The following is a 23,802-nucleotide window of genomic DNA, read 5'->3' on the forward strand; positions in this document are numbered from 1 at the left end:
CACATCACTTATTCGTTGAACGTCAACCCTAACTCTGTATCCCAAACCTCACTCCGGGCCTGGTGCGGATCAGCCAGCAAGGGATCCTGAGGGTAACGTAAGTCGGGCTGTCGAAGCGTCACTGTCACCGGGGGCTTGCGCGCCAGAAATGCATTGCCCATCTGATCGGCAATACGCTCCCGCACTGCTGGCGAGCCGCCCTGCACGCGAGTCACGGGGAACTCTTTGGGCTGGGGATCAGCAAGCGCGGCTTCATCAACCAGCGTAGAGGCATCGGACTGCCAGAGGGCGGTGCAAAGGAGCAGGGACAACATAGCGATCTCCATCGATAAAACCGATGTTTTTACGCTATCACCTATGAGTTGTCACGAATGGCACTGTAAGTAACTGTTTCCATCTATCCAAAAGTCTAATTGCCCTCCCTCGCCAAAGGTATAAGTTGTTACTTAATCATTACAAGAATGTATCAAAAGGAGTGACACATGAGCGAGAGCAAGGTCTACCCGATCAAGGCCCACATCAGCAAGGACGCCCTGTTGGACAAGGCAGGCTACGAGGCCATGTACCAGGCCTCGGTGCAGGATCCGGATGCCTTCTGGGGTGAGCAGGGAAAGATCCTCGACTGGATCAAGCCCTATACCAAGGTCAAGAACACCTCCTACGACCCGGGCCACGTCTCCATCAAGTGGTATGAAGATGGCCTGCTCAACGTCTCGGCCAACTGCCTGGATCGCCATTTGGCACAGCGCGGTGACAAGGTCGCCATCATCTGGGAAGGGGACAACCCCGCCGAAGATCGCAAGCTGACCTACCGCGAACTGCACAGCGAAGTGTGCAAGTTTGCCAACGTATTGAAAGCACAAGGGGTTCACCGAGGTGACGTGGTCTGCCTCTATATGCCCATGGTGCCGGAAGCCGCCATCGCCATGCTGGCCTGTACCCGTATCGGCGCCGTGCACAGCATCGTCTTCGGCGGCTTCTCGCCGGAGGCCCTGGCCGGTCGCATCATCGACTCCGGCTCCTCCATCGTTATCACGGCCGACGAGGGGCTGCGCGGCGGCCGCCCGGTCCCGCTCAAGAAGAATGTGGATGAAGCGCTCACCAACCCGGATACCCAGGTCAGCAAGGTGATAGTGCTCAAGCGCACCGGCGGCAAGGTCGCCTGGCATGGCCACAGGGACATCTGGTGGCACGAAGCCATCGCGACCGTCAGCGCCGACTGCCCGCCCGAAGCCATGGGTGCCGAAGATCCCCTGTTCGTCCTCTACACTTCAGGCTCGACCGGCAAGCCCAAGGGCGTGTTGCACACCACAGGCGGCTATCTGGTCTATGCCACCCTCACCTTCAAGTACATCTTTGACTACCACGAGGAGGACATCTACTGGTGTACCGCCGACGTGGGCTGGGTCACGGGCCACTCCTATCTGGTCTACGGGCCGCTCGCCAACGGCGCCACCACCATCATGTTCGAAGGGGTGCCCAACTACCCGGCCACCAACCGTATGAGCCAGGTGGTGGACAAGCACCAGGTCTCCATCCTCTACACGGCACCGACGGCGATCCGCGCGCTCATGGCCAAGGGCCGGGATGCGGTCGAGGGCACCTCTCGCCAGAGCCTGCGCATCATGGGCTCCGTGGGTGAACCCATTAACCCGGAAGCCTGGGAGTGGTACTACCGCACTATAGGCGAGGAGCGCTGCCCCATCGTCGATACCTGGTGGCAAACCGAAACCGGTGGCATCCTCATCAGCCCGCTGCCCGGCGTCACCGATCTCAAGCCAGGCTCAGCCACTCGTCCCTTCTTCGGTGTGCAGCCAGCGCTGGTAGACAACATGGGCGAGCCGCTGGAGGGGGCCACCGAGGGCAATCTGGTGATCTCCGACTCCTGGCCGGGTCAGATGCGCACCGTGTTCGGCGATCACGAGCGCTTCGAGCAGACCTACTTCTCGACCTTCCCAGGTCGTTACTTTACCGGCGACGGCGCCCGTCGCGATGAGGATGGTTACTACTGGATCACGGGGCGAGTGGATGATGTACTGAACGTCTCGGGACACCGCATGGGCACAGCCGAAATTGAATCGGCGCTGGTCTCCCATCCCAAAATTGCCGAAGCGGCTGTGGTGGGGGTGCCTCACGAGATCAAGGGTCAGGGCATCTACGCCTATGTCACCCTGATCGCCGGGGAAGAGCCGAGCCGCGAGCTGCACAAAGAGGTGAAGGAGTGGGTCCGCAAGGAGATTGGCGCCATCGCCACCCCGGATGTGATCCACTGGGCCGAGGGGCTGCCCAAGACCCGTTCCGGCAAGATCATGCGCCGAATTCTGCGCAAGATCGCCACCGGTGAAACCGATAGCCTGGGGGATATCTCCACCCTGGCTGATCCGGGTGTAGTGGACAAGCTCATTCGCGAGAAGTCGGAAGCCGCATGATCATGCCCCATATCCTGCCGCCGGCGAAACCGATAGCTTGGGGGATATCTCCACCCTGGCGGATCCGGGTGTAGTGGACAAACTCATCCGCGAGCAATCCGAAGCGGCCTGATCCCGCCCCTTCGCAGCCCCCAAAGCCGGCCCAGTGCCGGCTTTGTCGTCTCTGCTACCGAGCCATTGAATAGCGAGCCCAAGAGCTCAAAAAAACAGACAGATGTAGAGATTAGACCAGTAAAATGCTGCTAATTTTCACGAAATCAATATAATTGCGAAATCTGTGTACCAGTGCACACCGAATTGCTCAGAAAATGGCTAGATTTCTGGTAGTCCACAAGATAGCGGATAGATAGCAGCATTATCATCGAGGATGTACTCAATATGTCGCAAAATCACCGTATTCTCCTGCTCAACGGGCCGAACCTGAACCTGCTGGGCAAACGGGAACCGGGCATCTACGGCAGCAAGACGCTCGACGAGATCGTTGCCGATCTGACGCACAACGCCAGCGAACTCGGTGTCACACTGGAACACCTGCAATCCAACGCCGAACATGAGTTGGTCAGCCGCATTCATCAGGCCATGGGCCAGGTGGATTTTATCATCATCAATCCGGCAGCCTTCACCCATACCAGTGTCGCCATCCGCGATGCACTGCTGGGTGTGGCCATCCCCTTTATCGAGGTTCACCTGTCAAACGTCCATGCCAGGGAGCCCTTCCGTCATCACTCCTATCTGTCTGATGTCGCCAGGGGGGTGATCTGCGGGCTGGGTGCCGATGGCTACCAATTCGCTTTAACCGCGGCCGTGCATCAGTTGCGCGCGGCTTGATAATCACTGATCAGATAAAGAAGAAAGAGAATGCTAATGGATATCCGCAAAATCAAGAAGCTGATTGAACTGGTTGAAGAGTCCGGCATCGCCGAACTGGAGATCTCCGAGGGTGAAGAGTCCGTTCGCATCAGCCGCAACTTCTCCGGTCAGGTGACCACCGCCATGCCGCAGATGATGATGCAGCCAGCCATGGCCCCTGCCGCCGCACCGGCCGCCGCCGCCACAGCACCGACCGCCGATGCGGCCGCGCCGAGTGGCCATCTGATGCGCTCCCCCATGGTGGGCTCCTTCTATCGCTCCTCCAGCCCGGAAGCCAAACCGTTCGCGGAAGTGGGTCAGCACGTCAATGTTGGCGATACCCTGTGCATCGTCGAAGCCATGAAAATGATGAACCAAATCGAGTCTGACAAGGCCGGCGTGATCAAAGCGATCCTGGTTGAAAATGGTCAGGCCGTCGAATTTGACGAGCCGCTGTTCATCATCGAATAAGGGAAATTGCCACCCATGTTGGACAAAGTAGTCATCGCCAACCGCGGTGAAATTGCCCTGCGGATCCTGCGCGCTTGCAAAGAGCTCGGGATCAAGACAGTGGCCGTTCACTCCACCGCCGATCGGGAGCTCAAGCATGTGCTCCTCGCCGACGAAACCATCTGCATCGGCAAGCCTGCCAGCGGTGAATCCTACCTCAATGTGCCGGCGATCATCGCCGCCGCCGAGGTCACGGGAGCCGTTGCCATCCACCCGGGTTATGGCTTCCTCTCCGAGAACGCCGATTTCGCCGAAGTGGTCGAAAAATCCGGCTTCATCTTCATCGGCCCTAGGCCTGAGACCATTCGCCTGATGGGTGACAAGGTCTCCGCCATCGAGGCGATGAAGAAGGCCGGCGTACCTTGCGTACCAGGCTCCGACGGTCCCGTCGACAGCGATGCCAAGCACAACGCCGCCATTGCCAAGCGCATCGGTTATCCGGTGATCATCAAGGCCGCCGGTGGCGGTGGTGGTCGCGGCATGCGCGTGGTACGCAGTGAAGCCGAGCTGGCTGCCGCCATCGCCCTGACCAAATCCGAAGCAGGCCAGTTCTTCAAGAACGACATGGTCTACATGGAGAAGTACCTGGAAAACCCGCGCCATATCGAAATTCAGATATTGGCAGACGGCCAGGGCAACGCCCTCTATCTGGGCGAGCGTGACTGCTCCATGCAGCGTCGCCACCAGAAAGTGGTCGAAGAGGCACCGGCACCCGGCATCACCGAAGAGATGCGCAAGTTCATCGGCGAGCGCTGCGTGCGCGCCTGTATCGAGATCGGCTACCGCGGCGCGGGGACCTTCGAGTTCCTGTACGAAAACGGCGAGTTCTATTTCATCGAGATGAACACCCGTATCCAGGTTGAGCATCCGGTCACCGAGATGGTCACCAGCGTGGATCTGATCAAGGAGCAACTGCGCATCGCCGCCGGTCAGCCCCTGTCGATCACCCAGCAGGACATCCTCATCCGTGGCCATGCCATCGAATGCCGGATCAACGCCGAAGACCCGGCTACTTTCATGCCGTCTCCGGGCCTGATCCAGCGCTTCCATGCGCCGGGTGGTCTGGGCGTACGTTGGGATTCCCACATCTACGCCGGTTACAAGGTTCCGCCTTACTACGACTCCATGATCGGCAAGCTGATCTGTTACGGCGAGAACCGTGACGTCGCCATCGCCCGCATGCGCCAGGCGCTGGACGAGCTGGTGGTGGAAGGGATCAAGACCAACGTCTCCCTGCAAAAAGAGATCATGAAAGACGAAAACTTCCAGCACGGTGGCACCAATATCCACTACCTGCACAAGAAGCTGGGTCTGTAAGGATCGCGGATAGAGACCCGATGACATTGCACGGTGGCAGTACCAACGCCCACTACCTGCACAAGAAGCTGGGTCTGTAAGGATCACTGATAGAGACCCGATGACATTGCACGGTGGCGCAGTACCAACGCCCACTACCTGCACAAGAAGTTGGGTCTGTAAGGATCTAAGGCAGAACAATGACTTCCGATAGAAGTCAGCTCCGTAAGGAGCCTCTGTTGAAAAAGGGCCATGGCGACATGGCCCTTTTTTGTTATCCTTGCGCCCCTCAAAATTGTCGGAGGCCAAGGTGAATCGTTTCGCGCTCGCTCGCCGGGAAGCAGCCCTCTGCCTGCTGCTGACCCTGCTCTACTTCCTTGCCTGGTATGGCACTGCGTACTTCATCCCCGAAGAGATCGAATACTGGGACATGCCGCTCTGGTTCCTGCTCAGCTGCATGGTTATGCCACTGTTGTTCATCGTGCTGTGCGGCCTGATGGTGGATCGCCTGTTTGTGGATATTCCCCTCGATACGCCCCCCCCCCATGCCAAGGAGCCCCCCCATGAATCTTGAGCTGATGCTGCCGCTCATCCTCTATCTGGTGCTGGTGCTCGGGATCGGCTTCTGGGCCAGCCGCCACCGCGCCGGCGGCGACTTCGTGCAGGAGTACTTCATCGGCAACCGCAGCATGGGCGGCCTGGTACTGGCCATGACGCTGGTAGCCACCTATACCTCGGCGTCCTCTTTCATCGGCGGCCCGGGGGCAGCCTACAAAATAGGCCTTGGCTGGGTGTTGCTGGCGATGATCCAGCTGCCCACCGTCTGGCTCACCCTGGGGGTGCTCGGCAAGAAGTTCGCCATCATAGCCCGCCGGGTCAATGCGGTGACCATCAACGACATGCTGTGGGCCCGCTATCAGAGCAAGGCCGTCGTCGTGCTGGGCTCGGTCACCATCATCCTCGCCTTTATCGCGACCATGGTGGTGCAGTTTATCGGCGGCGCCCGCCTGCTGGAGACGGCGACCGGCCTGAGCTATCAGCAGGGGCTTTTCCTGTTTGCCAGTTGCGTGCTGCTCTATACGGTGATCGGCGGCTTTCGCGCCGTGGTGATGACCGATGCCCTGCAGGGGATCATCATGCTGATCGGCACCGGCGCCTTGCTGGCGGGGATTTTGATTGCCGGTGACGGCATGCCCAATCTCATCCACCAGCTCAGGGAGATCGATCCCAAGCTGGTGAGCCCGCAGGGGGCCGGCGACATGCTGACCCAGCCCTTCATGCTGAGCTTCTGGATCCTGGTCTGTGTCGGGGTTGTGGGGCTGCCACACTCGGCCTTGCGCTGCTTTGGCTACCGCGACAGCAAGGCGCTGCACAGAGGCATTCTCATCGGCACCGTGGTCAGTGCCCTGCTGATGTTCGGCATGCACCTGGCCGGGGCGCTCGGTCGCGCCATCCTGCCCGGCATGGACAGCCCGGACAAAATCATGCCCTCGCTGATGATGGAGGTGCTGCCCCCCTGGCTGGCCGGGGTCTTCCTGGCGGCGCCCATGGCAGCCATCATGTCCACCATCGACTCCCAGCTGATCCAGGCCTCTGCGACCCTGGTGAAGGATCTCTACCTCAACTACCTCAATCCGAAGCAGGAGAAGCTGGAGGTGCACATTCCCCGCCTCTCCCTGCTCTGCACCCTGATCCTGGGCACCCTGGTGCTGCTCGCGGCGCTACAGCCCCCCGAGATGATCATCTGGCTCAACCTGCTCGCCTTTGGCGGCTTGCAGGCGGTATTCCTCTGGCCGCTGGTGCTCGGCCTCTACTGGTCACGGGCCAACGGCCCGGGCGCGCTGGCCAGCATGGTGTCCGGCATCGTCTGCTATGGCGTGTTGAGTCAGTGGGGGATCAAGCTGGCCGGACTGCACGCCATAGTGCCGAGCCTGGGGCTGGGATTGGCTGCCTTCGTGGTGGTCAGCCTGCTGACACCACCACCCGATCAGGGCGTGCGGCGATTGTTTGAGCAGCAATAACAAATAGATTAATGAAGGGCTCCAAAACCATCCTCAAATGGGTGTTTTGCAGGTAAAATGTGCGCCACGTCACAAAACCACGTTCCCTTATGCCAATACAGAACGCCAGACAGATCCTGACTCAAGCCCTGCAACGACTCGGTTATGCCCTGCTGTTGCCGGTCTCCATAATGCCGCTGGCGGCCATGTTCTATCGGCTCGGTCAACCGGATGTGCTGGATCTGGCGGTGCTCTCCCTCACGGGACGTGCCCTGTTCAGCCAGATGCCGCTCATCTACGCGGTGGCCATCGCCTTCGGCCTGAGCCGGCAGGGAGAGGGTACCCAGGCGCTGGCCGGGGCCGTCAACTTTCTGTTGCTGAGTTCGGCACTGGGCACCCTGGCCCCCGGCCTGCATGCGGACATGATCTGCGGCCTGCTGGCGGGCATGACCACGGCCATCGTCTACCCCTGGGTGAAGCGGCATACACTGTCGGGCTGGTTGCAGAGAGTGAATCGGGACTTTCTCTGCCTGTTCGCCTCGGCGCTCAGCTGCCTGTTGCTGGCGTTCCCTCTCTCCCTGTTCTGGCCCCTGCTGGAGCAGGGCATCACGCTGCTGGCCTCAGAGCTGCTCACCACCCCGCTGGGGGCTTTCTGCTATGGCGTGCTGAACCGCTTGCTGATCCCCCTTGGCCTGCATCAGGTATTGGGCAGCCTCATGGGGCTGGGCGAGAGCAACCTGCAGGCGCTGGCCTCTGCCCAGCCTCTGCACGAAGGGTATGTGGCCGGGCTCTACCCCATCATCATGTTCGGCCTGCCGGGCGCCTGTTTTGCCATCTGGCTGCACCGCCAGCGCATGCAGCGACTGCCGCAAGGGGGCCTGCTGCTCACCCTGGCACTCACCTCGGCACTGGTGGGGATCACGGAGCCCATCGAGTTTCTGTTCGCCTTCACCGCCCCCTGGTTGTTTCTGGCCCATGCCCTGCTGACCGGGCTGTCGCTCGCCATCTGCAATGCTCTGGGCATCCAGGTGGGCAGTTACTTCTCCGCCGGCCTGCTGGATCTGATGCTGAGCTATCAGTCCGGCGTGCACAGCTTCTGGCTCATTCCGGTCGGTATCCTGTTCTTCGTCGCCTATACCCTGCTCTTCTATCAACTGCTGGAGCGCGCCCCCCTCAGACTGCCGAGCAAGCCCATCGCCAACGAGTATCCACGGCTGGCGAGCGTCGCCCCCTCCGACCCCCAGATGCTGGCGATCCAGTACCTCAAGGTGCTGGGCGGGATGGACAACCTGCAGGCCATGAGCGTCTGCCTGACCCGCCTCAGCCTGCGGGTCCGCGACATAGCGCGGGTGGATCAGTCTCGTCTGCTGGGGCTGGGTTGCCTCTCCTGGCTCCAGCTCAACGATCACCAGCTGGTACTGGTGCTGGGCCCCAATGCCAGCCTGATCGAAGGGCAGATCCGCATGCTGGCGGAGCGCCAGTCGGTACCGCTCGGCCTCAAGCCCAACCAGGAGTCCGCCAGCCAGAGCAACTGGTAACCTCAGGCAAACGGCAGCCGCTCGGCGACGAAATCCATCAGCGAGCGCAAGGCGGGCGCCAGATGTTCCCTGCTCGGGTAGATGAGGTAAAGGGGATTGGGCGGTATGGGGTGATCCGGCAGCACCTTGTGCAACCGCCCCGTCGCCAGATCCTGCTGGCAAACGTGGTGTGGCAACAGGGCAATCCCCCTTCGTGCAACGCCATTGCTGTACCAATGCCACCGAGCAGCACTGGGATGCCATGGCCAACCTCATTCGCCCGTTCGGCCATATCTGCACTATCGCCGAATCGAGCGAGCCCTGGGATCTCTCCCTGCTCAAGAGCAAGAGCGTCACCTTCAGCCAGGAGTTTATGTTCACCCGCGCCCTGTTCCAGACCCCTGACATGATCGAGCAGCACAGGTTGCTTCCCGTCACCCAATGAGAAAGACATTAACCGAGCCGACTCGGCGGCGTTCTCTTCCTGCGTCATGCCGACATGGGCAAACCACGACAGCACAGGCCCATGATGGTAGAATCTCGCGGTTTCACATTTATGAAGAGTCGACGCCATGCCCTGGATACAAATTCGAATCAACGCCACTGCCAAGACAGCAGACAAGGTGAGCAACATGCTGCTGGGGCGTGGAGCCCAGGCCGTGACCTTTATGGATGCCCAGGATGTGCCCGTGTACGAGCCGCTGCCGGGTGAAACCCCGCTCTGGGGCGAGACCGAAGTGATGGGCTTGTTCGATGCCGAAACCGATCCGGCCCCCACCATCGCCTTCTTCCAGCAGATCTTCGGCGAAGACATGGGCTACAAGGTCGAGCAACTGGAAGACAAGGACTGGGTGCGCGAGTGGATGGATCACTTCCACCCCATGCAGTTTGGCGAGCGCCTCTGGATCTGCCCGAGCTGGCGCGATGTGCCGAACCCCGATGCGGTCAACGTCATGCTGGATCCGGGGCTGGCCTTCGGTACCGGTACCCACCCCACCACGGCGCTCTGCCTGCAGTGGCTGGACGGGCTGGATCTGACCGGTAAAACCGTGGTCGACTTTGGCTGTGGCTCCGGCATTCTCGGCATCGCCGCCCTGAAACTGGGTGCCGCCCGCGTCATCGGCATCGACATAGACCCGCAGGCCATCCAGGCCAGCCACGACAACGCCGAGCGTAACGGCGTGGCGGGCCAGATTGAACTCTACCTGCCTGCCGACCAGCCGCAAGACGTCGAAGCGGATGTCGTCGTAGCCAACATCCTGGCCGGCCCGCTGCGCGAACTGGCACCGCTTATCGCCGGCCACGGCAAGGCGGGCAGCCTGATGGCCCTCTCCGGCGTGCTGGAAAGCCAGGCCCCGGAGCTGGAAACCATCTACGGCCAGTGGTTCGACATGGACCCGACCGCAGTGAAAGAGGAGTGGTGCCGCCTCTCCGGCCGCAAGCACGGCTGATAAAATCCGCCACGTCCTATACAAGCAGGGCTCCCGTACGGGGGCCCTGCTCGTTTCAGTCCCCATGAAACCTGACCAGCCAATACGAGGCTCGTTGGCTTGCCCATAGTGCTAACCCGCCGAGAAAAATATCCACTCGAGAACAAATTCCGATTCGATTCCGGTAGGATGACCATCAAACGAGGAATGAGGGGAACGGAGACTCTTTATGCGCATTGCCATTCTGGATGATTATCAGGATCAGGTTCGTCATCTACCCTGCTTTGCCATGCTGGCGGGACATGATGTCATGGTACTCAACCAGAGTGAGCCAGATGCAGCACGTCTTGCCGCCATGCTGGAAGGCATTGAGGCTCTGGTACTGATCCGCGAGCGTACTCGCATCGACGAACACCTGCTGATGGGGCTTCCCTCACTCAAGCTCATCAGCCAGACCGGCAAGATCAGCCAGCATATAGACCCGGTACAGTGCCAACAATACGGTGTTGCCATCGCTGAAGGGGTCGGCAGCCCCATTGCGCCTGCCAAGCTCTGCTGGGCACTCATCATGGCGGCCTCGCGCCATATTCCCGCTTACAGCAAAGCGTTGGGCCAAGGCCAATGGCAGCAATCTGGCAGCCTCGGTCTGGGTCGAACTCTGCACGGTCTGACACTCGGCATCTGGGGCTATGGCAAGATAGGCCAGCACATAGCCCGCTATGGCAAAGCATTTGGCATGTCGGTACTGATATGGGGCAGTGACTCATCCCGTCAGCGGGCAGAGCAGGATGGGCTGGAGGCCGCTGCTGGCAAGGACGCATTTTTCCGGCGGGCCGATGTCTTGTCCCTCCATCTGCGGCTCAACGAGATCACTCGAGCCTGCGTTACCCGTGCCGATCTGGCTCGCATGAAAGCAGACTCTTTGCTGGTCAATACCAGCCGGGCCGAGCTCATCGAGCCGGGAGCCCTTTATGCCGAGCTCACCGCCAATCCGCTCAAGCAAGCTGCGCTGGATGTGTTCGATCTCGAACCAGCCACACTCGACAGCGAGCCCCTGCTGCGTCTGCCCAACGTGCTGGCCACACCGCATCTGGGTTATGTGGAGCAAAACAGCTATGAGCTCTACTTTCGCAAGGCATTTGAAAATGTGCTGGCCTTTGCCGATGGCAGGCCACAAAACCTGGTGATACCGGCGCAGGGCTGAAGCTCACGCTTATTCTGCTGACAAGGCAGTCATATATGCCTCTGTCCGTACGCGTGTGCGGCAGCCAGCTGCCCCACTCACCTCATGCCAATCAGAGAGCAGAATGCCCCATGACCGAATATCAAAAGATGATCAGTAGCCAAGTCTATAACTGCATGGCGCCGGAGCTGGATGTCCTGCGCCGCGAGACGGCGCGCCGCTATCGCCGTTTCAATCGCAGCGAGGAGGAGGAGGAACTGCTGACGCTGCTGCAGGAGATAGTCGGCGAGCTGGCGCAGGGGGCCTTTATTTGTCCGCCCCTCTACTGTACCTATGGCCGCCATATCAGCCTGGGAAAAAATTCCTATATCAACATGGGGGCCACTCTGCTGGACAACGCACCGATCCGCATCGGCGCCAACGTCATGATAGGACCGAACGTGCAGATCTACACCGCCGCCCACGCGCTGGCAGCCGATGAGCGCATTCAGGGGATGGAGACGGCATTGCCGGTGACCATAGAAGACAAGGTCTGGATAGGTGGCGGCGCCATCCTGCTGCCCGGCGTCACCATAGGGCGGGAGGCCATCGTCGGCGCGGGCGCCGTGGTGACCAAAGACGTGCCAGCCGGTGCGCGGGTGGTGGGCAACCCGGCCCGGATCCTGCCTGCCAACGCGGGGCGCTGACCTCTTCCCGTTGCCAGGCGGTCGCAGCAACTGCCGAGCGGGCCGCGCAGTGAAGTAAGGGCAGGCATGCGGCAGTTAACAGGAACCCATAAAAATGAAGCCCAATGTCACGAAGACGTTGGGCTGTAAAAAGGTGCTACGGAATTGCGACTCTCATCGCAGAAAATCAGAAGGGGTCACCTTCTAAACTGGCATAGAGATATTAATAAGGCGCAAACGTTTTACATAGCGTAATCAACCAAGATTGAGAACAGCCTCTCACTATTTAAAAAATTCCCTGCCAAGCCCCATCCCCCTCTTGGCAAGTATTTATTTATCAGTACAGCCTTAGGAACATAATCGGGCAGGCTCAAAAAAGCCCTGACAAGTCAGGGCTTTGGCTAAAAAGATGCCGATTAGAAACGACGGACAAACTCATCTGGCGGCAGTTCGCGCAACTTGCGCGCCTCCAGCATGGGGGTACCGAGGTAGAGGAAACCCACCAGTTGATCCTCCGGTGCCAACCCCAACCCCTCGTTGACCCGCTCATCGAAGATGAACCAGCCGGAGCGCCAGATACCGTTGAAGCCCTGCGCCTGCGCTGCCATCTGCATCGCCATCAGCGCGCAACCGGCAGAGAGCTCCTGCTCCAGTTTCGGCACTTTGGGGTGGGCCTGATAGCGGGTGGCGACGGCCACCAGCAAGGGCGCGCGCAGCGGCGCCTCCTGGCACTTCTTGATGCTATCGTCATCCTCGCCACGGGCGCGGGCGGCCTCGGCCAGCAGGTTACCCAACCGCTCACGACCCTCCCCTTCAAACAGAATGAACTGCCAGGGGGTCAGGGTGCCGTGATCCGGCGCGCGCAGTCCCGCCTTGAGGATATTGTCGAGCACCTCACCGCTCGGGGCGGGATCGGCGAGACGGCCACAGGAGTGGCGGTTGAGCAACAGGGTGAGGGCATCCATGGGCAATTCCTTCTCTGGGGCAATGATGGCGCTACCTTAGCACAGCACCGAATGAAGAAAACCCCTGAGGCTCAGGGGTTTATCGCACGATAGAGGGTCAGAGGGTATGGCTGGCTAGATAACGGCAGCCAGCTCGGCCCCTTGCCGGATAGCGCGCTTGGCATCCAGCTCGGCCGCCACGTCGGCACCACCTATGATATGCACCGGCTTGCCTGCCGCCTGCAACCCGGCCTGCAGCTCCTTGAGTGGCTCTTGCCCTGCGCAGATGATCACCTGATCCACCGGCAGACACTGTTTGGTCTCGCCCACCTGAATGTGCAAGCCCTCGTTATCGATCCCCAGATATTGCACCCCGGAGAGCATCTGCACCTTGCGGTTCTTGAGCACGGTACGGTGGATCCAGCCGGTGGTCTTGCCAAGGCCGTCACCCACCTTGCTCTCCTTGCGCTGAAGCAGCCAAACCTGGCGCTCGGGGGCGTCGATCTCGGGGGCGATCAAGCCGCCACGCTGGTCGAGTTGCTTGTCGATGCCCCACTCCTTGAGCCAGTGATCACGATGGCCGTTGGCATCCATCTCCACCTTCTTCTCCACCAGATATTCGGCCACATCGAAACCGATGCCACCGGCACCGATCACCGCCACCTTCTGGCCAACCGGCTTGTGATCCCGCAGCACATCGAGGTAGTTCATCACCTTGGGATGCTCAATGCCCGGAATATTTGGAGAGCGCGGGCGGATACCGGTGGCGAGGATCACCTCGTCAAAACCGCCGCCGAGCAGGCTCTCGGCACTCTGGCGCTGGCCGAGGTAAAGCTCGACGCCACACTTCTCCAGTCGCTTGGCGAAGTAGCGCAGGGTTTCGTGAAACTCCTCTTTACCGGGGATCTGCTTGGCGAAGTTGAACTGACCGCCAATCTCGCTCGCCTGATCGAACAGGCTCACCTGATGGCCGCGCTCGGCAGCGTAGCAGGCAAACGCCAGCCCGGCCGGGCCCGCCCCCACCACCGCCAGCCTTTTGGGCTGGGGCACGCGACCAAACGTCAGCTCGGTCTCGAAACAGGCGCGGGGATTGACCAGACAGGAGGCCCGCTGCTGCTTGAACACATGATCAAGGCAGGCCTGATTGCAGGCGATGCAGGTGTTGATCTCGTCCGCCCGGTTTTCGGCCGCCTTGATGACAAATTCAGGATCCGCCAGGAAGGGGCGCGCCATGGAGACCATATCCGCCTCACCACCCGCCAGAATACGCTCGGCCACCTCGGGGGTGTTGATCCGGTTGGTGGTGATAAGTGGCACTGTGAGGTGCTTTTTCAGCTCGGCAGTGACCCAGCTGAAGGCACCGCGCGGCACGCTGGTGGCGATGGTGGGAATGCGCGCCTCATGCCAGCCGATGCCGGTGTTGATGAGGGTCACCCCCACCGCTTCCAGCGCTTTGCCAAGGGCGATCACCTCTTCCAGGGTGGAGCCCTGCTCCACCAGATCCAGCATGGAGAGGCGGAAGATAATGATGAAGTCAGTGCCGACCCGCTCGCGGATGGCGCGCACTATCTCCACCGGGAAGCGCATCCGGTTCTCGTTGCTGCCGCCCCAGCCATCGGTGCGCTTGTTGGTGCGCTCGCAGATGAACTGGTTGATGAGATAGCCTTCCGAGCCCATCACCTCGACGCCGTCGTAACCGGCCGCCTTGGCCAGCGCAGCGGTAGCGGCGAAGTCGCGAATGGTGCCGCGGATCTGCCGCTCACTCATGGCGCGCGGCTTGAACGGGGAGATGGGCGCCCTGAGGGAGCTCGGCGCCAGACTGAACGGATGGTAGGCATAACGACCGGCATGGAGGATCTGCAGCGCTATCTTGCCCCCCTCCTGATGCACGGCCTGGGTCACCTTCTTGTGCTTGGCGACCTGCCAGGGGAAGCTCAGTTGCGAACCGTGGGGCACCAGCCGCCCACGCAGGTTGGGGGCGATGCCGCCGGTGACGATGAGACCGACACCGCCGCGGGCGCGCTCGGCATAGAAGGCGGCCAGCTTGTCAAAGCCGCCCTTCTCCTCTTCGAGGCCGGTGTGCATGGAGCCCATCAATACCCGGTTGCGCAACTGGGTAAAACCGAGATCGAGGGGGGTCAGCAAAGTCGGATAACGGCTCATCATGAACTCCTTTTCGAGGCCGGTGCGCAGGAATCCATACGCAATACCCGGTTCTTGAGCTGGGTGAAGCCAAGGTCGAGAGGAGTCAGAAGCGTAGGGTAGCGGCTCACAAGGCCTCCGGTTAACTTTTTGTTATCAAATTGAAGCTAGAGTAAAGAATCGAAAATGCTTTTTCAAACAAATGTTTGGACATTTTTTCAGCGAACAGACGTGTTCCGAAGCAAGAAAGGACGATGACGCTGCCGATCGCCCCAAGCGGAAATGGCAATTGGTGGGCCAACTGGTTAATAATGATCCTTCTCTACCCATTAACAGGGCGATAACGCGACTATGTCTATTTTCAAAGGTCTGGGTTGGTTGTTCCGCAGCCTGTGGCGCCTGCTCAATTTCACCCGGCTGATGCTGGTCAATCTGCTGTTTCTCATCGTAGTGCTGGTCATCGTCTACAGCGTGGGCCAGAAAAAAGCCCCTCAGGCTCCCATCGAAGGGGCGCTGACCCTCAATCTCAATGGGATACTGGTGGAGCAACGCTCGCAGACTGATCCCACAATGCAGTTGCTGCGCCAGCTGAACAGCAGCGAAGAGCAGCCGGGCGAAATCGTCCTCTCCGATCTGCTGTGGGCCATCAAAAGTGCCAAGGATGACGATCGCATCAAGGCGCTGGTGATCAAACCGCAAGGGCTACAGGGTGCCAGCATCTCCAAACTGCAGGAGGTGACGAGTGCCATCGATGAGTTCAAGGAGAGCGGCAAGCCGGTCATCGCCATGGCCGACTACTACAACCAGGGCCAGTACCTGCTGGCCGCCCACGCCGATCACGTGCTGCTCAACCAGAGCGGCGCCGTGGTGATCGAGGGGCTCGGCGTCCACCAGACCTACTTCAAGTCGGCGCTGGAAAAGTTCAACATCACGCCGCATGTGTTCAAGGTCGGTACCTACAAATCCTTCGTTGAACCCTATATCCGCGACGACATGTCCCCCGAGAGCAAGGAGGCCAACCAGCGCTGGCTGGATCAGCTGTGGCAATCCTATGTGACGGACGTAGCCGGGCAGCGGGAGATAGAACCCGAGGCAGTCGCGCCGACCAAGGATCGCTTCCTCGAGCTACTGCGCAAGGCTGGTGGCAATGCTGCCAACTACGCCCTCGACAACGGGCTGGTGGATCAGCTGGCAACCCGCGACGAGATGACCCAGGCGGTCATTAAAGAAGTCGGGGAAAACGACGATCACGGTTGGAAAGGGGTCGGCCTGAAAGAGTACCTGGCCGCTGCGCCCGAGCAGTATCCACAAAGCGGCAAGGATGAGGTGGGTCTGGTGGTCGCCAGCGGTGCCATCATGGATGGCGTGCAGCCTGCCGGTACCATCGGCGGCGACACCCTCTCCGAACTGCTGGCTGATGCCCGTCGCGACGACAAGATCAAAGCTGTGGTGCTGCGGGTAGACAGCCCGGGCGGTAGCGCCTTTGCCGCCGAGCAGATCCGTGCCGAACTGCTGGCCCTGAAACAAGCTGGCAAACCGGTGGTGGTCTCCATGGGCAGCTATGCGGCTTCCGGTGGCTACTGGATCTCTGCCGATGCAGACAAGATCTTCGCCTCCCCCACCACCCTCACCGGCTCCATCGGGGTGTTCGGCATGTTCGCCACCTTCGACAAGGCGCTGGCTCATTTCGGTGTGCATACCGACGGCGTCGGTACCACCGATTTCGTCGGGGTCGGCCCGACCCGCGCCCTGCCGGATCACGTGGGTCAGGCAATCCAGCTGAGCGTGGAGGATACTTACCAGCGTTTCGTCGGTCTGGTGAGCAAGGGCCGCGGCCTGAGCCAGCAAGACGCAGAGAAAGCGGCCGAAGGTCGGGTCTGGACTGGCGAAGATGCCAAGGCCCTTGGTCTGGTGGACGAGTTCGGTAATCTGGATGACGCCATCAAGGCAGCGGCCGAACTGGCCAACCTCAAGGAGTGGCAGGTCACCCCCATCGAGCAGGAAGAGTCAGCCAAAGACAAGTTCCTGCGCCAGCTGTTCGACAGCAGCGCCCAGGCGCTGGCCCCACACCTGCAAAGCTGGTTGCCCGCAGGCGTTGGCAAGACACTGCAGGAGGTGAACCGCAGCCTGGATCCGCTGACCCGCTTCAACGACCCGCAGGGCACCTACGCCTTCTGCCCGGTCTGCGTGCAGTAATCGTTAACTCGCAAAAAAACCGCCCTTGGGTGGTAAGAATGTGAGTCTCAGCCCGCGAGGTATAAGGGCCAAAGAGTGAGGGAGGCATCATGCCTCCCTCTTTTAATTGGATGCCAGTCAGGGCAAAGGTGTCAGCCACATTGATGCTTTGACCATGGCACCGTTCCTGCCATTCAAACTTTCCAATATTCAGTCACAAAAAATCCTTAGCTGACTGGCATGACCCTTGGGCGGTTTTTTATATCTGCCTCAAGGGGCCTGAGTCATGCCAGCAGGCCGGATTCGTGCCAGTAGTGCAACTCGGCCAGCACCCGGGTCTCCCGCGCCGTCCACTGAGGGCAAGGGCCCGCCAGCTGGGTCTTGTTGGTCTGCAGGGCATCATCCAGCTCGAACCAGCCGGGAGTGAAGCCGAGCCGCACCTCGTAAGGCTGTGGCTGGGGCTCGTTCCAGTCTTCCCCCACTTGACAGAGGTAGTAAAAGGAGCGGATGCAGTAGGCATCATAGTCGGCCTCGCGGGCGGCGCGATACTCCCGCGTCTGCCCGAGCAGGGCACCGATCGCCACCAGCTCGGCGCCACACTCCTCCCGCAGCTCGCGCGCCAGAGCAGCACTGTGACACTCCCCCTGCTCGATGCCGCCACCGGGAAACATGAGATCGCCGTTGACCCGGGAGTGAACCAGCAGCAGCCGGTCACCGCGCAGGACGATGGCCCTGACGGTGACGCGCTCCAGCTGGCGACCACCGGTGGTCACCTGGCCGTGCAGGAACTGGATGTCGAAGGGGTGAGGCCAGTCACTGGCCAGTTGTTCAATGTGATTCATCAGGATTCAAGGACGGTAAGTCCCGCTTTTTAGCTGCTCGACTATGGTGGCGGCCTGGCTGTCCCAGGCCTCCTGATCGGCTTTGCTCAGGGAGTGATAGAGGCCGAAGCGCTTGGCCGAGACCTCGGGCGTATTCTGGAACGACTCGCTCACCTTGCCCCACAGATAGGCCAGGCCGTACTCCTTCTGGCCCATATAGAGGGTGCTGAGAGAGGTGAGGATCCTGCCGTTGACCGCATCCCCTTCCCGATAGAGGGAGAGTGCATGATGCATGAACGCGATGGCCTTCTGCGGCTCGCTCTTGGCATGGATACCTCCCAGCGCCAGCTGCAACTCGGGCTCTTCCAGCACGGGCTGCCCCTCCAGCGCCAAGAAGTGCTGGCGTGCCAGCTCGTTGGTGTTGTTGGTCCAGTGCCAAAGCAACAGGTAGGGATCCTGCGAATTGCGGGTAGCGGCATCGAGCTGGGCAAGCTGATCGCCCGCCGCCAGCATTCCCTCCACCCGAGGGCTCTTCTGCTCCCGGGCTGTCTTGTATTCGATATTGGTAGAGCGCTCGGCGCACTTGAGGTAACGCTCTAGGCTGCGCATCAAATCATATTTGCGCCTGTCCGTCCCCTCTTCCTGCAGATGGTAGCGAGCCCGAATGATGTCGGTCCGCTCATAGCGACACCAACCGTCGTCCACCAAGTCCTGACAAAGAGTCGGATGATTGGCACAGATGTTGTGGATCCTGTCGTCGTTGCAGGCGGTGAGGGTCAGACCGCAACTGAGGCCGAAGAGCAGGGAACGCGCTGAAAAATGGGTCATGGCTCACATCTTGTTGGTAACAATTGCAGCCTGTCACGGCCACCCTTGGCTAGCAAACAGATTACATATCCATTACAATGCGCGCGCCATATAAGGCCGCGACTGCAGAATAATATAACGAAATCTACATCCCTACACTGATCTGCATTCGACGAATTTCTATTTGCCCCAACAACGTGAAATAAAGGATCTGGTTAATGACCCACGAGCACTACTTGCAAGCGTGGCAGGAGAGCCAGGAGCTCGCCGAAGCCATGCAACCCTTGATAGGTCGCCTCTACCGACAGCAAGGGATCGAGATCACCGTCTACGGACGTCCCCTGCAAAATGCCTCCACCATCGACATTCTCAAAGCCCACAGAGTCGTTCGCCGTCATCAGGGCGCCCCGCTACCAATCCAACAGAGCTTCCCCCTGCTGCAGGCCATCCTGGCCCTGAACCCGACCGCTGCCGAGATCGATCTGGGCAAGCTGGCGGTCGACTACTGGCAGGATCACCAGGACGAGGCAGGCATAGACGACTACCTGCGCGCCAAGCTGGCACCGGCCCTGGGGCGCGACGTGCCACCTGCCACCGACGTAGTGCTGTACGGCTTTGGCCGCATCGGCCGCCTGCTGGCCCGACTGCTGATCGAGCGCACCGGCGCCGCCAACTCTTTGCGTCTGCGGGCCATAGTGGTGCGCGGTGGTCGCGAGGGGGATCTGGAGAAACGCGCCAGCCTGCTGCGCCGCGACTCGGTACACGGCCCCTTCAACGGCTCCATCGAGGTAGATGTGGAGCGCAGCGCCATCATCGCCAACGGCACCTTCATCCAGGTGATCTATGCAAACAGCCCGGCCGACATCGACTACACAGCTTACGGCATTCACGATGCGCTGATCGTCGACAACACCGGCGTCTGGCGTGACGAAGCGGGTCTTTCCGAGCATCTCAAGTCACGCGGTGCCGCCCGTGTGCTGCTGACCGCCCCCGGCAAGGGCGAGATGAAGAACGTGGTGTTCGGGGTTAATCACGAGGTGATCGGACCGGATGACAAGATCATCTCGGCCGCTTCCTGCACCACCAATGCCATCACCCCTGTGCTCAAGGTGATGCAGGACAAATATGGTATCCGCCACGGCCACGTGGAGACGGTGCACTCCTACACCAACGATCAGAACCTGATCGACAACTATCACAAGGGGGAACGACGCGGTCGCAGCGCCGCCCTCAATATGGTGATGACCAGCACGGGCGCAGCCAAGGCGGTGGCCAAGGCACTGCCTGAGCTCAAGGGCAAGCTGACCGGTAGCGCCATCCGGGTACCAACTCCCAACGTGTCGCTGGCCATCATCAATCTGTCGCTGGAGCAGGCCACAGATAGGGAAAGCCTCAACGCCTATCTGCAGCAGATGGCGCAAAGCTCCGCCCTGCATCGCCAGATCGACTTCAGCGCCAGCACAGAGCTGGTCTCCTCTGACATGGTGGGATCGCGCTTCGCGGGCATCGTCGACTCCCAGGCGACCATAGCCGAAGGGGATCACTGCGTGCTCTACGTATGGTATGACAACGAGTTCGGTTACAGTTGTCAGGTAGTGCGGGTGATGGAGCAGATGGCTGGCGCGGTTCGCCAGGATCTGCCCGTCTGATCCCGCGGTTCATGGCGCAATAGTTCAAGGAGAGGCCGGATGTCGTTTCAACTGGGTGAGTTTCAACAGGCCATCAGACAGATGCCCAAAGAAGTGTATGAGCGGCTCAAGACCGCGGTTGAGCTGGGCAAATGGCCCGATGGCAAGCCCCTCACCGACGACCAGAAGGCCACCTCGCTGCAGGCGGTGATGGCCTGGCAGGCGATGCACATCGACAATCCCGAGCACATGAACATAGGTCGTGACGGCAAGATAGTAATGAAGAGCAAGAGCGAGCTCAAGCGTCAGTATCGGGACGAGGAAGAGATAGTCAGGATCGACCTCAACCACTGAGCCTGACCCGGCAGGCCGCTCGCGGCGGCCACAACAGAGAGGGGAGCCACTATGGCTCCCCTCTCTTTTTCCACTCTCTGCAGGATGCGGATACCCCCTCATCCCCAACCTTTCTCCCACCAGAGGAGAAGGGGACGGATCGGCAGTCTGCGGATCGTTCGTGGATCACCTGTCGATGTTCCCCATGGCGAACCTCCAACAGCACCTCGATCTATCCCCTCTCCCTCCGAGCTAGGGCCCAACACTCAGGGCGTCAGCTCGCCGCGCAGGGATTGCTGCATCAGCTCGCGGATTCGCGGCGCTGGCAAGCCCTGGCTCAACAGGAAGTGCAGCTTGGTCAGCGCCGCCTCGGCTGTCATGTCAAAGCCAGAGATGACCCCGGCGCGGGACAGGGCATTGCCGGTAGCATACCCCCCCATATTGACCTTGCCGTGCAGGCACTGGCTCAGGTTGACTATGATGACGCCGCGGGCCGAGGCCTCGGAGAGCAGCGCCAGCATGGCCGGGTTCTGCGGCGCATTGCCCACCCCGAACGACAGCAGGATCAACGCCTTCACCGGTTGCTGCAATATGTTGGCGATCACCTCGCTGGAGATACCCGGATAGAGGGTCACCACGCCGATAGGCTGGGGGGTGATGTCGTGCAGCACCAGCGGCCGCTCGGACGGGGCACCCAGCTCGCCCGCTTCCAGCGAGATGGCGATGCCGGCGTTGAGCAGCGGCGGGTAGTTCGGTGAATCGAAGGCGTGGAAGCCGTCGGCGTGCACCTTCTTGCTGCGGTTGCCGCGATAGAGCTGGTTGTTGAAAAAGAGCGTCACCTCGTGGATCGGGTAGTTGGCCGCGATGTAGAGGGCATTGAGCAGGTTCTGCTGACCATCGGAGCGCAGCTCGGCAAGCGGGATCTGGGAGCCAGTGATGATCACCGGCTTGTGCAGATCTTCGAGCATGAAGGAGAGTGCCGAGGCGGTGAACGACATGGTGTCGGTGCCGTGCAGGATCACGAAGCCATCGTATTTCTCGTAGTTGTCTCGAATGTCCTCGGCGATACGCTGCCAGTCCGCCGGGGTCATGTCGGAGGAGTCGATGAGGGGATCGTATTCGTGAATATGGTAATCCGGCATCTCGGGACGATGAAACTCGGGCATCCGCGCCAGACAGTCTTCCATAAAGCCCGCCATCGGCACATAGCCGTGGTCGGAGCGCTGCATCCCTATGGTGCCGCCTGTATAGGCAATGTAGATAGACTTCTTCACACCCTCTCCTCTTTGATGGGTACAACACCCGCGTTAATGGGCTCAATACCCGCAAACCATGAATCCCCATGGGAAACGAACCAGGGTCTTCACATCCCGTCCGTTGCCACCTGATGGGCTGAAAACTGGCGAATTATAGAGACTGGCGCCCCAAATGACAGCCGTTGAATCGCAGTTACCAGGCATAAACAGACAACCAACCCAATAGTGTTAAATATCATAACAAATTACAAAACAGACCATTAAACTGACAAATGTGGATATATTTGGTGTTTTTTGCTACTATCTGCCGGATTTTTCATAAATCTCATCTGGATGCCTGATTCATTCAGGCCCACATAGATCCCATTTTTGCGTGGGACGGGGGGAATATCACCCCTTCTTTGTTGGCACATGAGCCACACTGTTTTTATCCCGGCTGAATCTGTGAGTCTTCATCAACGAAAGACACAGCCAATCAACATGGGAGTACTGAATGCTACAACTTGATTCCTACGCCACCCTGGTCGCAGCCACCCTGGTGTTGCTGCTCGGTCGTTTGCTGGTGACCCGAGTCGGGCTACTGCGAACCTTCAACATCCCCAAACCGGTTGCCGGCGGCCTGGTGGTCGCCCTGGTGCTACTGCTGCTGCGCTCGACCCTGCAGCTGGAGTTGCAATTCGACACCAGTTTGCAGACCCCGCTGATGCTGGCCTTCTTCGCCTCCATCGGACTCTCCGCCGATCTCGCCAACCTCAAACGCGGCGGCAAGGCGGTGATCACCTTCCTGATGGCAGTGACCGGCCTGCTGCTGATGCAAAACAGCCTGGGGGTGGGTCTGGCGACCCTGCTCGGTCTGGATCCCCACATGGGGCTGCTGGCCGGCTCCATCACCCTCTCAGGCGGCCACGGCACAGGCGCGGCCTGGAGCGCCACCTTCGCCGAGAAGTACGGGGTGCAATCCGCCGCCGAACTCGCTATCGCCTGTGCGACATTCGGCCTGGTGTTGGGCGGCCTGATCGGGGGCCCGGTTGCCCGCTATCTGGTCAAGAAGGTGCAGGTGCCCGGTGCAGAACACAACAGAGATGAGGCGCCCAAGGGCTTCGAAATGCCCGACATGGAGCGCCCGCTCACCACATTCAGCCTGATCGAGACGCTGGCGCTGATCGCCATCAGCCTGAAAGGGGGCGAGCTGTTATCCGCCGCCCTCAAGGGCGGCGCCCTCGAGCTGCCGAGCTTTGTCTGCGTGCTGTTTGTCGGTGTGCTGCTACGCAACCTGTTGACCCTGCTCAACTGGCATGAGGTGAGTGATCGCGAGGTTTCCCTGCTCGGCAACGTCAGCCTGTCGCTGTTCCTGGCCATGGCGCTGATGAGCCTGAAGTTGTGGGAGCTCTCCAGCCTGGCCCTGCCCATCTTCATCCTGCTGGCCACCCAGACGGTGGCGATGGCGCTCTACGCCATCTTCGTCACCTTCCGGGTCATGGGCAGCAACTATGACGCGGCCGTGCTGGCGGCCGGCCATTGCGGCTTCGGCCTGGGGGCCACCCCGACTGCCATTGCCAACATGCAGGCCGTCACCCAGCGCTTCGGCCCGTCCCATCTGGCGTTCCTGGTGGTGCCCATGGTAGGGGCCTTGTTCATCGACATCATCAACGCCATGGTGATCAAGCTGTTTATGGCGCTCCCCTTCCTGTAAACCGCTCAGCCAGACGTGATATGAACAAGAGCCCACCTCATGGTGGGCTCTTTGCTAACCGCCATCCTGGCGGTGCGGCGCCATCGTCCAATGCCCCCCCGGTGACAACGGCAATCATGGGCAC

General features: G+C 60.3%; 20 protein-coding genes and 2 pseudogenes. 15 read left to right on the forward strand and 7 right to left on the reverse strand.

Annotated elements, in window-relative coordinates; all coding sequences use genetic code 11:
• Positions 1-8: 8 nt before the first annotated feature.
• Positions 9-314, reverse strand: a complete 306-nt coding sequence (locus GWQ22_RS04560; RefSeq protein ID WP_042035839.1) for a hypothetical protein — start codon at positions 312-314, stop codon at positions 9-11.
• 168 nt (positions 315-482) lie between these two features.
• Here GWQ22_RS04560 and acs point away from each other — a divergent pair, with 168 nt between their 5' ends.
• The 7 genes from acs to GWQ22_RS04595 all read left to right on the forward strand — a co-directional run bounded on the left by acs (position 483) and on the right by GWQ22_RS04595 (position 8,622).
• Complete coding sequence (gene acs, locus GWQ22_RS04565; protein WP_042035840.1) at positions 483-2,429, forward strand: acetate--CoA ligase; 1,947 nt, start codon at positions 483-485, stop codon at positions 2,427-2,429.
• A 378-nt stretch (positions 2,430-2,807) separates the two neighbouring features.
• Positions 2,808-3,257 (forward strand): type II 3-dehydroquinate dehydratase, encoded by a 450-nt coding sequence (gene aroQ / locus GWQ22_RS04570; RefSeq protein WP_065402637.1) that lies wholly within the window; start codon positions 2,808-2,810, stop codon positions 3,255-3,257.
• Between the two features lie 36 nt (positions 3,258-3,293).
• Complete coding sequence (gene accB, locus GWQ22_RS04575) at positions 3,294-3,749, forward strand: acetyl-CoA carboxylase biotin carboxyl carrier protein (protein WP_042035842.1); 456 nt, start codon at positions 3,294-3,296, stop codon at positions 3,747-3,749.
• Between the two features lie 15 nt (positions 3,750-3,764).
• The gene (gene accC / locus GWQ22_RS04580) at positions 3,765-5,105 is read left to right on the forward strand and encodes an acetyl-CoA carboxylase biotin carboxylase subunit (RefSeq protein ID WP_275929574.1); all 1,341 of its coding nucleotides are present in this window, start codon (positions 3,765-3,767) and stop codon (positions 5,103-5,105) included.
• A gap of 274 nt (positions 5,106-5,379) precedes the next feature.
• Positions 5,380-5,658: a YhdT family protein gene (locus tag GWQ22_RS04585; RefSeq protein WP_275929603.1), complete on the forward strand. Its 279-nt coding sequence runs from the start codon at positions 5,380-5,382 to the stop codon at positions 5,656-5,658.
• Positions 5,648-7,105: a sodium/pantothenate symporter gene (panF, locus tag GWQ22_RS04590; protein WP_275929575.1), complete on the forward strand. Its 1,458-nt coding sequence runs from the start codon at positions 5,648-5,650 to the stop codon at positions 7,103-7,105. Before GWQ22_RS04585 ends, panF begins: the two co-directional genes overlap by 11 nt.
• A gap of 89 nt (positions 7,106-7,194) precedes the next feature.
• Positions 7,195-8,622, forward strand: coding sequence for a PTS transporter subunit EIIC (locus tag GWQ22_RS04595; RefSeq protein WP_275929576.1), 1,428 nt, complete (start codon positions 7,195-7,197; stop codon positions 8,620-8,622).
• Positions 8,623-8,624: 2 nt separating this feature from the next.
• Here GWQ22_RS04595 and GWQ22_RS04600 read toward each other — a convergent pair.
• A pseudogene (locus GWQ22_RS04600) lies at positions 8,625-8,810 on the reverse strand (LysR substrate-binding domain-containing protein); the annotation flags it as partial.
• Between the two features lie 20 nt (positions 8,811-8,830).
• Between GWQ22_RS04600 and GWQ22_RS04605 the strand changes: the two are divergent.
• The 4 genes and pseudogenes from GWQ22_RS04605 to GWQ22_RS04620 all read left to right on the forward strand — a co-directional run.
• Positions 8,831-9,031 (forward strand): annotated as a pseudogene (locus GWQ22_RS04605) (zinc-binding alcohol dehydrogenase family protein); the annotation flags it as partial.
• Between the two features lie 142 nt (positions 9,032-9,173).
• Positions 9,174-10,052 carry a 50S ribosomal protein L11 methyltransferase gene (gene prmA / locus GWQ22_RS04610; protein WP_212513051.1) on the forward strand — a complete coding sequence of 293 codons (879 nt, stop codon included), beginning with the start codon at positions 9,174-9,176 and terminating at the stop codon, positions 10,050-10,052.
• A gap of 208 nt (positions 10,053-10,260) precedes the next feature.
• Positions 10,261-11,235 (forward strand): D-2-hydroxyacid dehydrogenase family protein, encoded by a 975-nt coding sequence (locus GWQ22_RS04615; RefSeq protein ID WP_275929577.1) that lies wholly within the window; start codon positions 10,261-10,263, stop codon positions 11,233-11,235.
• A gap of 110 nt (positions 11,236-11,345) precedes the next feature.
• A complete protein-coding gene (locus GWQ22_RS04620) occupies positions 11,346-11,900 on the forward strand; it encodes a sugar O-acetyltransferase (protein ID WP_275929578.1) in 555 nt (184 codons plus the stop codon).
• A 395-nt stretch (positions 11,901-12,295) separates the two neighbouring features.
• On the opposite strand, the gene GWQ22_RS04625 is transcribed toward GWQ22_RS04620, so the two are convergent.
• Both GWQ22_RS04625 and GWQ22_RS04630 read right to left on the reverse strand, forming a co-directional pair.
• Positions 12,296-12,844, reverse strand: coding sequence for an NAD(P)H nitroreductase (locus GWQ22_RS04625; RefSeq protein WP_108536450.1), 549 nt, complete (start codon positions 12,842-12,844; stop codon positions 12,296-12,298).
• 114 nt (positions 12,845-12,958) lie between these two features.
• Positions 12,959-14,986, reverse strand: coding sequence for an NADPH-dependent 2,4-dienoyl-CoA reductase (locus tag GWQ22_RS04630; protein WP_275929604.1), 2,028 nt, complete (start codon positions 14,984-14,986; stop codon positions 12,959-12,961).
• Between the two features lie 330 nt (positions 14,987-15,316).
• On the opposite strand from GWQ22_RS04630, the gene sppA reads away from it, so the two are divergent.
• Positions 15,317-17,161 (forward strand): signal peptide peptidase SppA, encoded by a 1,845-nt coding sequence (gene sppA, locus GWQ22_RS04635; protein ID WP_275929579.1) that lies wholly within the window; start codon positions 15,317-15,319, stop codon positions 17,159-17,161.
• 263 nt (positions 17,162-17,424) lie between these two features.
• Here sppA and GWQ22_RS04640 read toward each other — a convergent pair whose 3' ends face one another.
• Complete coding sequence (locus GWQ22_RS04640) at positions 17,425-17,982, reverse strand: NUDIX domain-containing protein (RefSeq protein WP_275929580.1); 558 nt, start codon at positions 17,980-17,982, stop codon at positions 17,425-17,427.
• Positions 17,983-17,988: 6 nt separating this feature from the next.
• Positions 17,989-18,789 (reverse strand): DUF2989 domain-containing protein, encoded by an 801-nt coding sequence (locus GWQ22_RS04645; RefSeq protein WP_275929581.1) that lies wholly within the window; start codon positions 18,787-18,789, stop codon positions 17,989-17,991.
• A gap of 197 nt (positions 18,790-18,986) precedes the next feature.
• Between GWQ22_RS04645 and GWQ22_RS04650 the strand changes: the two genes are divergently transcribed.
• Complete coding sequence (locus GWQ22_RS04650; RefSeq protein WP_275929582.1) at positions 18,987-20,417, forward strand: glyceraldehyde-3-phosphate dehydrogenase; 1,431 nt, start codon at positions 18,987-18,989, stop codon at positions 20,415-20,417.
• A gap of 39 nt (positions 20,418-20,456) precedes the next feature.
• Positions 20,457-20,750 carry a DUF1315 family protein gene (locus tag GWQ22_RS04655; protein ID WP_275929583.1) on the forward strand — a complete coding sequence of 98 codons (294 nt, stop codon included), beginning with the start codon at positions 20,457-20,459 and terminating at the stop codon, positions 20,748-20,750.
• A gap of 245 nt (positions 20,751-20,995) precedes the next feature.
• Here the strand turns inward: GWQ22_RS04655 and ansA are convergent, their stop codons facing one another.
• Entirely contained in the window at positions 20,996-22,003 is a 1,008-nt protein-coding gene (gene ansA / locus GWQ22_RS04660; RefSeq protein WP_042035704.1) for an asparaginase, read from the reverse strand.
• Between the two features lie 475 nt (positions 22,004-22,478).
• Here ansA and gltS point away from each other — a divergent pair, with 475 nt between their 5' ends.
• Positions 22,479-23,678, forward strand: coding sequence for a sodium/glutamate symporter (gene gltS / locus GWQ22_RS04665; protein WP_275929584.1), 1,200 nt, complete (start codon positions 22,479-22,481; stop codon positions 23,676-23,678).
• Positions 23,679-23,802: the final 124 nt, after the last annotated feature.

It is taken from the genome of Aeromonas sp. 1HA1 (assembly GCF_029237385.1).
GTDB lineage: Bacteria > Pseudomonadota > Gammaproteobacteria > Enterobacterales > Aeromonadaceae > Aeromonas > Aeromonas popoffii.

What these genes read in the sequence shown, in the direction of transcription:
- GWQ22_RS04625 (WP_108536450.1), bottom strand. Translation starts at nt 12,844, where the DNA reads ATGGATGCCCTCACCCTGTTGCTCAACCGCCACTCCTGTGGCCGTCTC.
- acs (WP_042035840.1), top strand. Translation starts at nt 483, where the DNA reads ATGAGCGAGAGCAAGGTCTACCCGATCAAGGCCCACATCAGCAAGGAC.
- aroQ (WP_065402637.1), top strand. Translation starts at nt 2,808, where the DNA reads ATGTCGCAAAATCACCGTATTCTCCTGCTCAACGGGCCGAACCTGAAC.
- GWQ22_RS04615 (WP_275929577.1), top strand. Translation starts at nt 10,261, where the DNA reads ATGCGCATTGCCATTCTGGATGATTATCAGGATCAGGTTCGTCATCTA.
- GWQ22_RS04645 (WP_275929581.1), bottom strand. Translation starts at nt 18,789, where the DNA reads ATGACCCATTTTTCAGCGCGTTCCCTGCTCTTCGGCCTCAGTTGCGGT.
- prmA (WP_212513051.1), top strand. Translation starts at nt 9,174, where the DNA reads ATGCCCTGGATACAAATTCGAATCAACGCCACTGCCAAGACAGCAGAC.
- GWQ22_RS04620 (WP_275929578.1), top strand. Translation starts at nt 11,346, where the DNA reads ATGACCGAATATCAAAAGATGATCAGTAGCCAAGTCTATAACTGCATG.
- GWQ22_RS04640 (WP_275929580.1), bottom strand. Translation starts at nt 17,982, where the DNA reads ATGAATCACATTGAACAACTGGCCAGTGACTGGCCTCACCCCTTCGAC.
- panF (WP_275929575.1), top strand. Translation starts at nt 5,648, where the DNA reads ATGAATCTTGAGCTGATGCTGCCGCTCATCCTCTATCTGGTGCTGGTG.
- GWQ22_RS04630 (WP_275929604.1), bottom strand. Translation starts at nt 14,986, where the DNA reads ATGAGCCGTTATCCGACTTTGCTGACCCCCCTCGATCTCGGTTTTACC.
- GWQ22_RS04595 (WP_275929576.1), top strand. Translation starts at nt 7,195, where the DNA reads ATGCCAATACAGAACGCCAGACAGATCCTGACTCAAGCCCTGCAACGA.
- accC (WP_275929574.1), top strand. Translation starts at nt 3,765, where the DNA reads ATGTTGGACAAAGTAGTCATCGCCAACCGCGGTGAAATTGCCCTGCGG.
- accB (WP_042035842.1), top strand. Translation starts at nt 3,294, where the DNA reads ATGGATATCCGCAAAATCAAGAAGCTGATTGAACTGGTTGAAGAGTCC.
- GWQ22_RS04560 (WP_042035839.1), bottom strand. Translation starts at nt 314, where the DNA reads ATGTTGTCCCTGCTCCTTTGCACCGCCCTCTGGCAGTCCGATGCCTCT.
- gltS (WP_275929584.1), top strand. Translation starts at nt 22,479, where the DNA reads ATGCTACAACTTGATTCCTACGCCACCCTGGTCGCAGCCACCCTGGTG.
- GWQ22_RS04655 (WP_275929583.1), top strand. Translation starts at nt 20,457, where the DNA reads ATGTCGTTTCAACTGGGTGAGTTTCAACAGGCCATCAGACAGATGCCC.
- GWQ22_RS04650 (WP_275929582.1), top strand. Translation starts at nt 18,987, where the DNA reads ATGACCCACGAGCACTACTTGCAAGCGTGGCAGGAGAGCCAGGAGCTC.
- sppA (WP_275929579.1), top strand. Translation starts at nt 15,317, where the DNA reads ATGTCTATTTTCAAAGGTCTGGGTTGGTTGTTCCGCAGCCTGTGGCGC.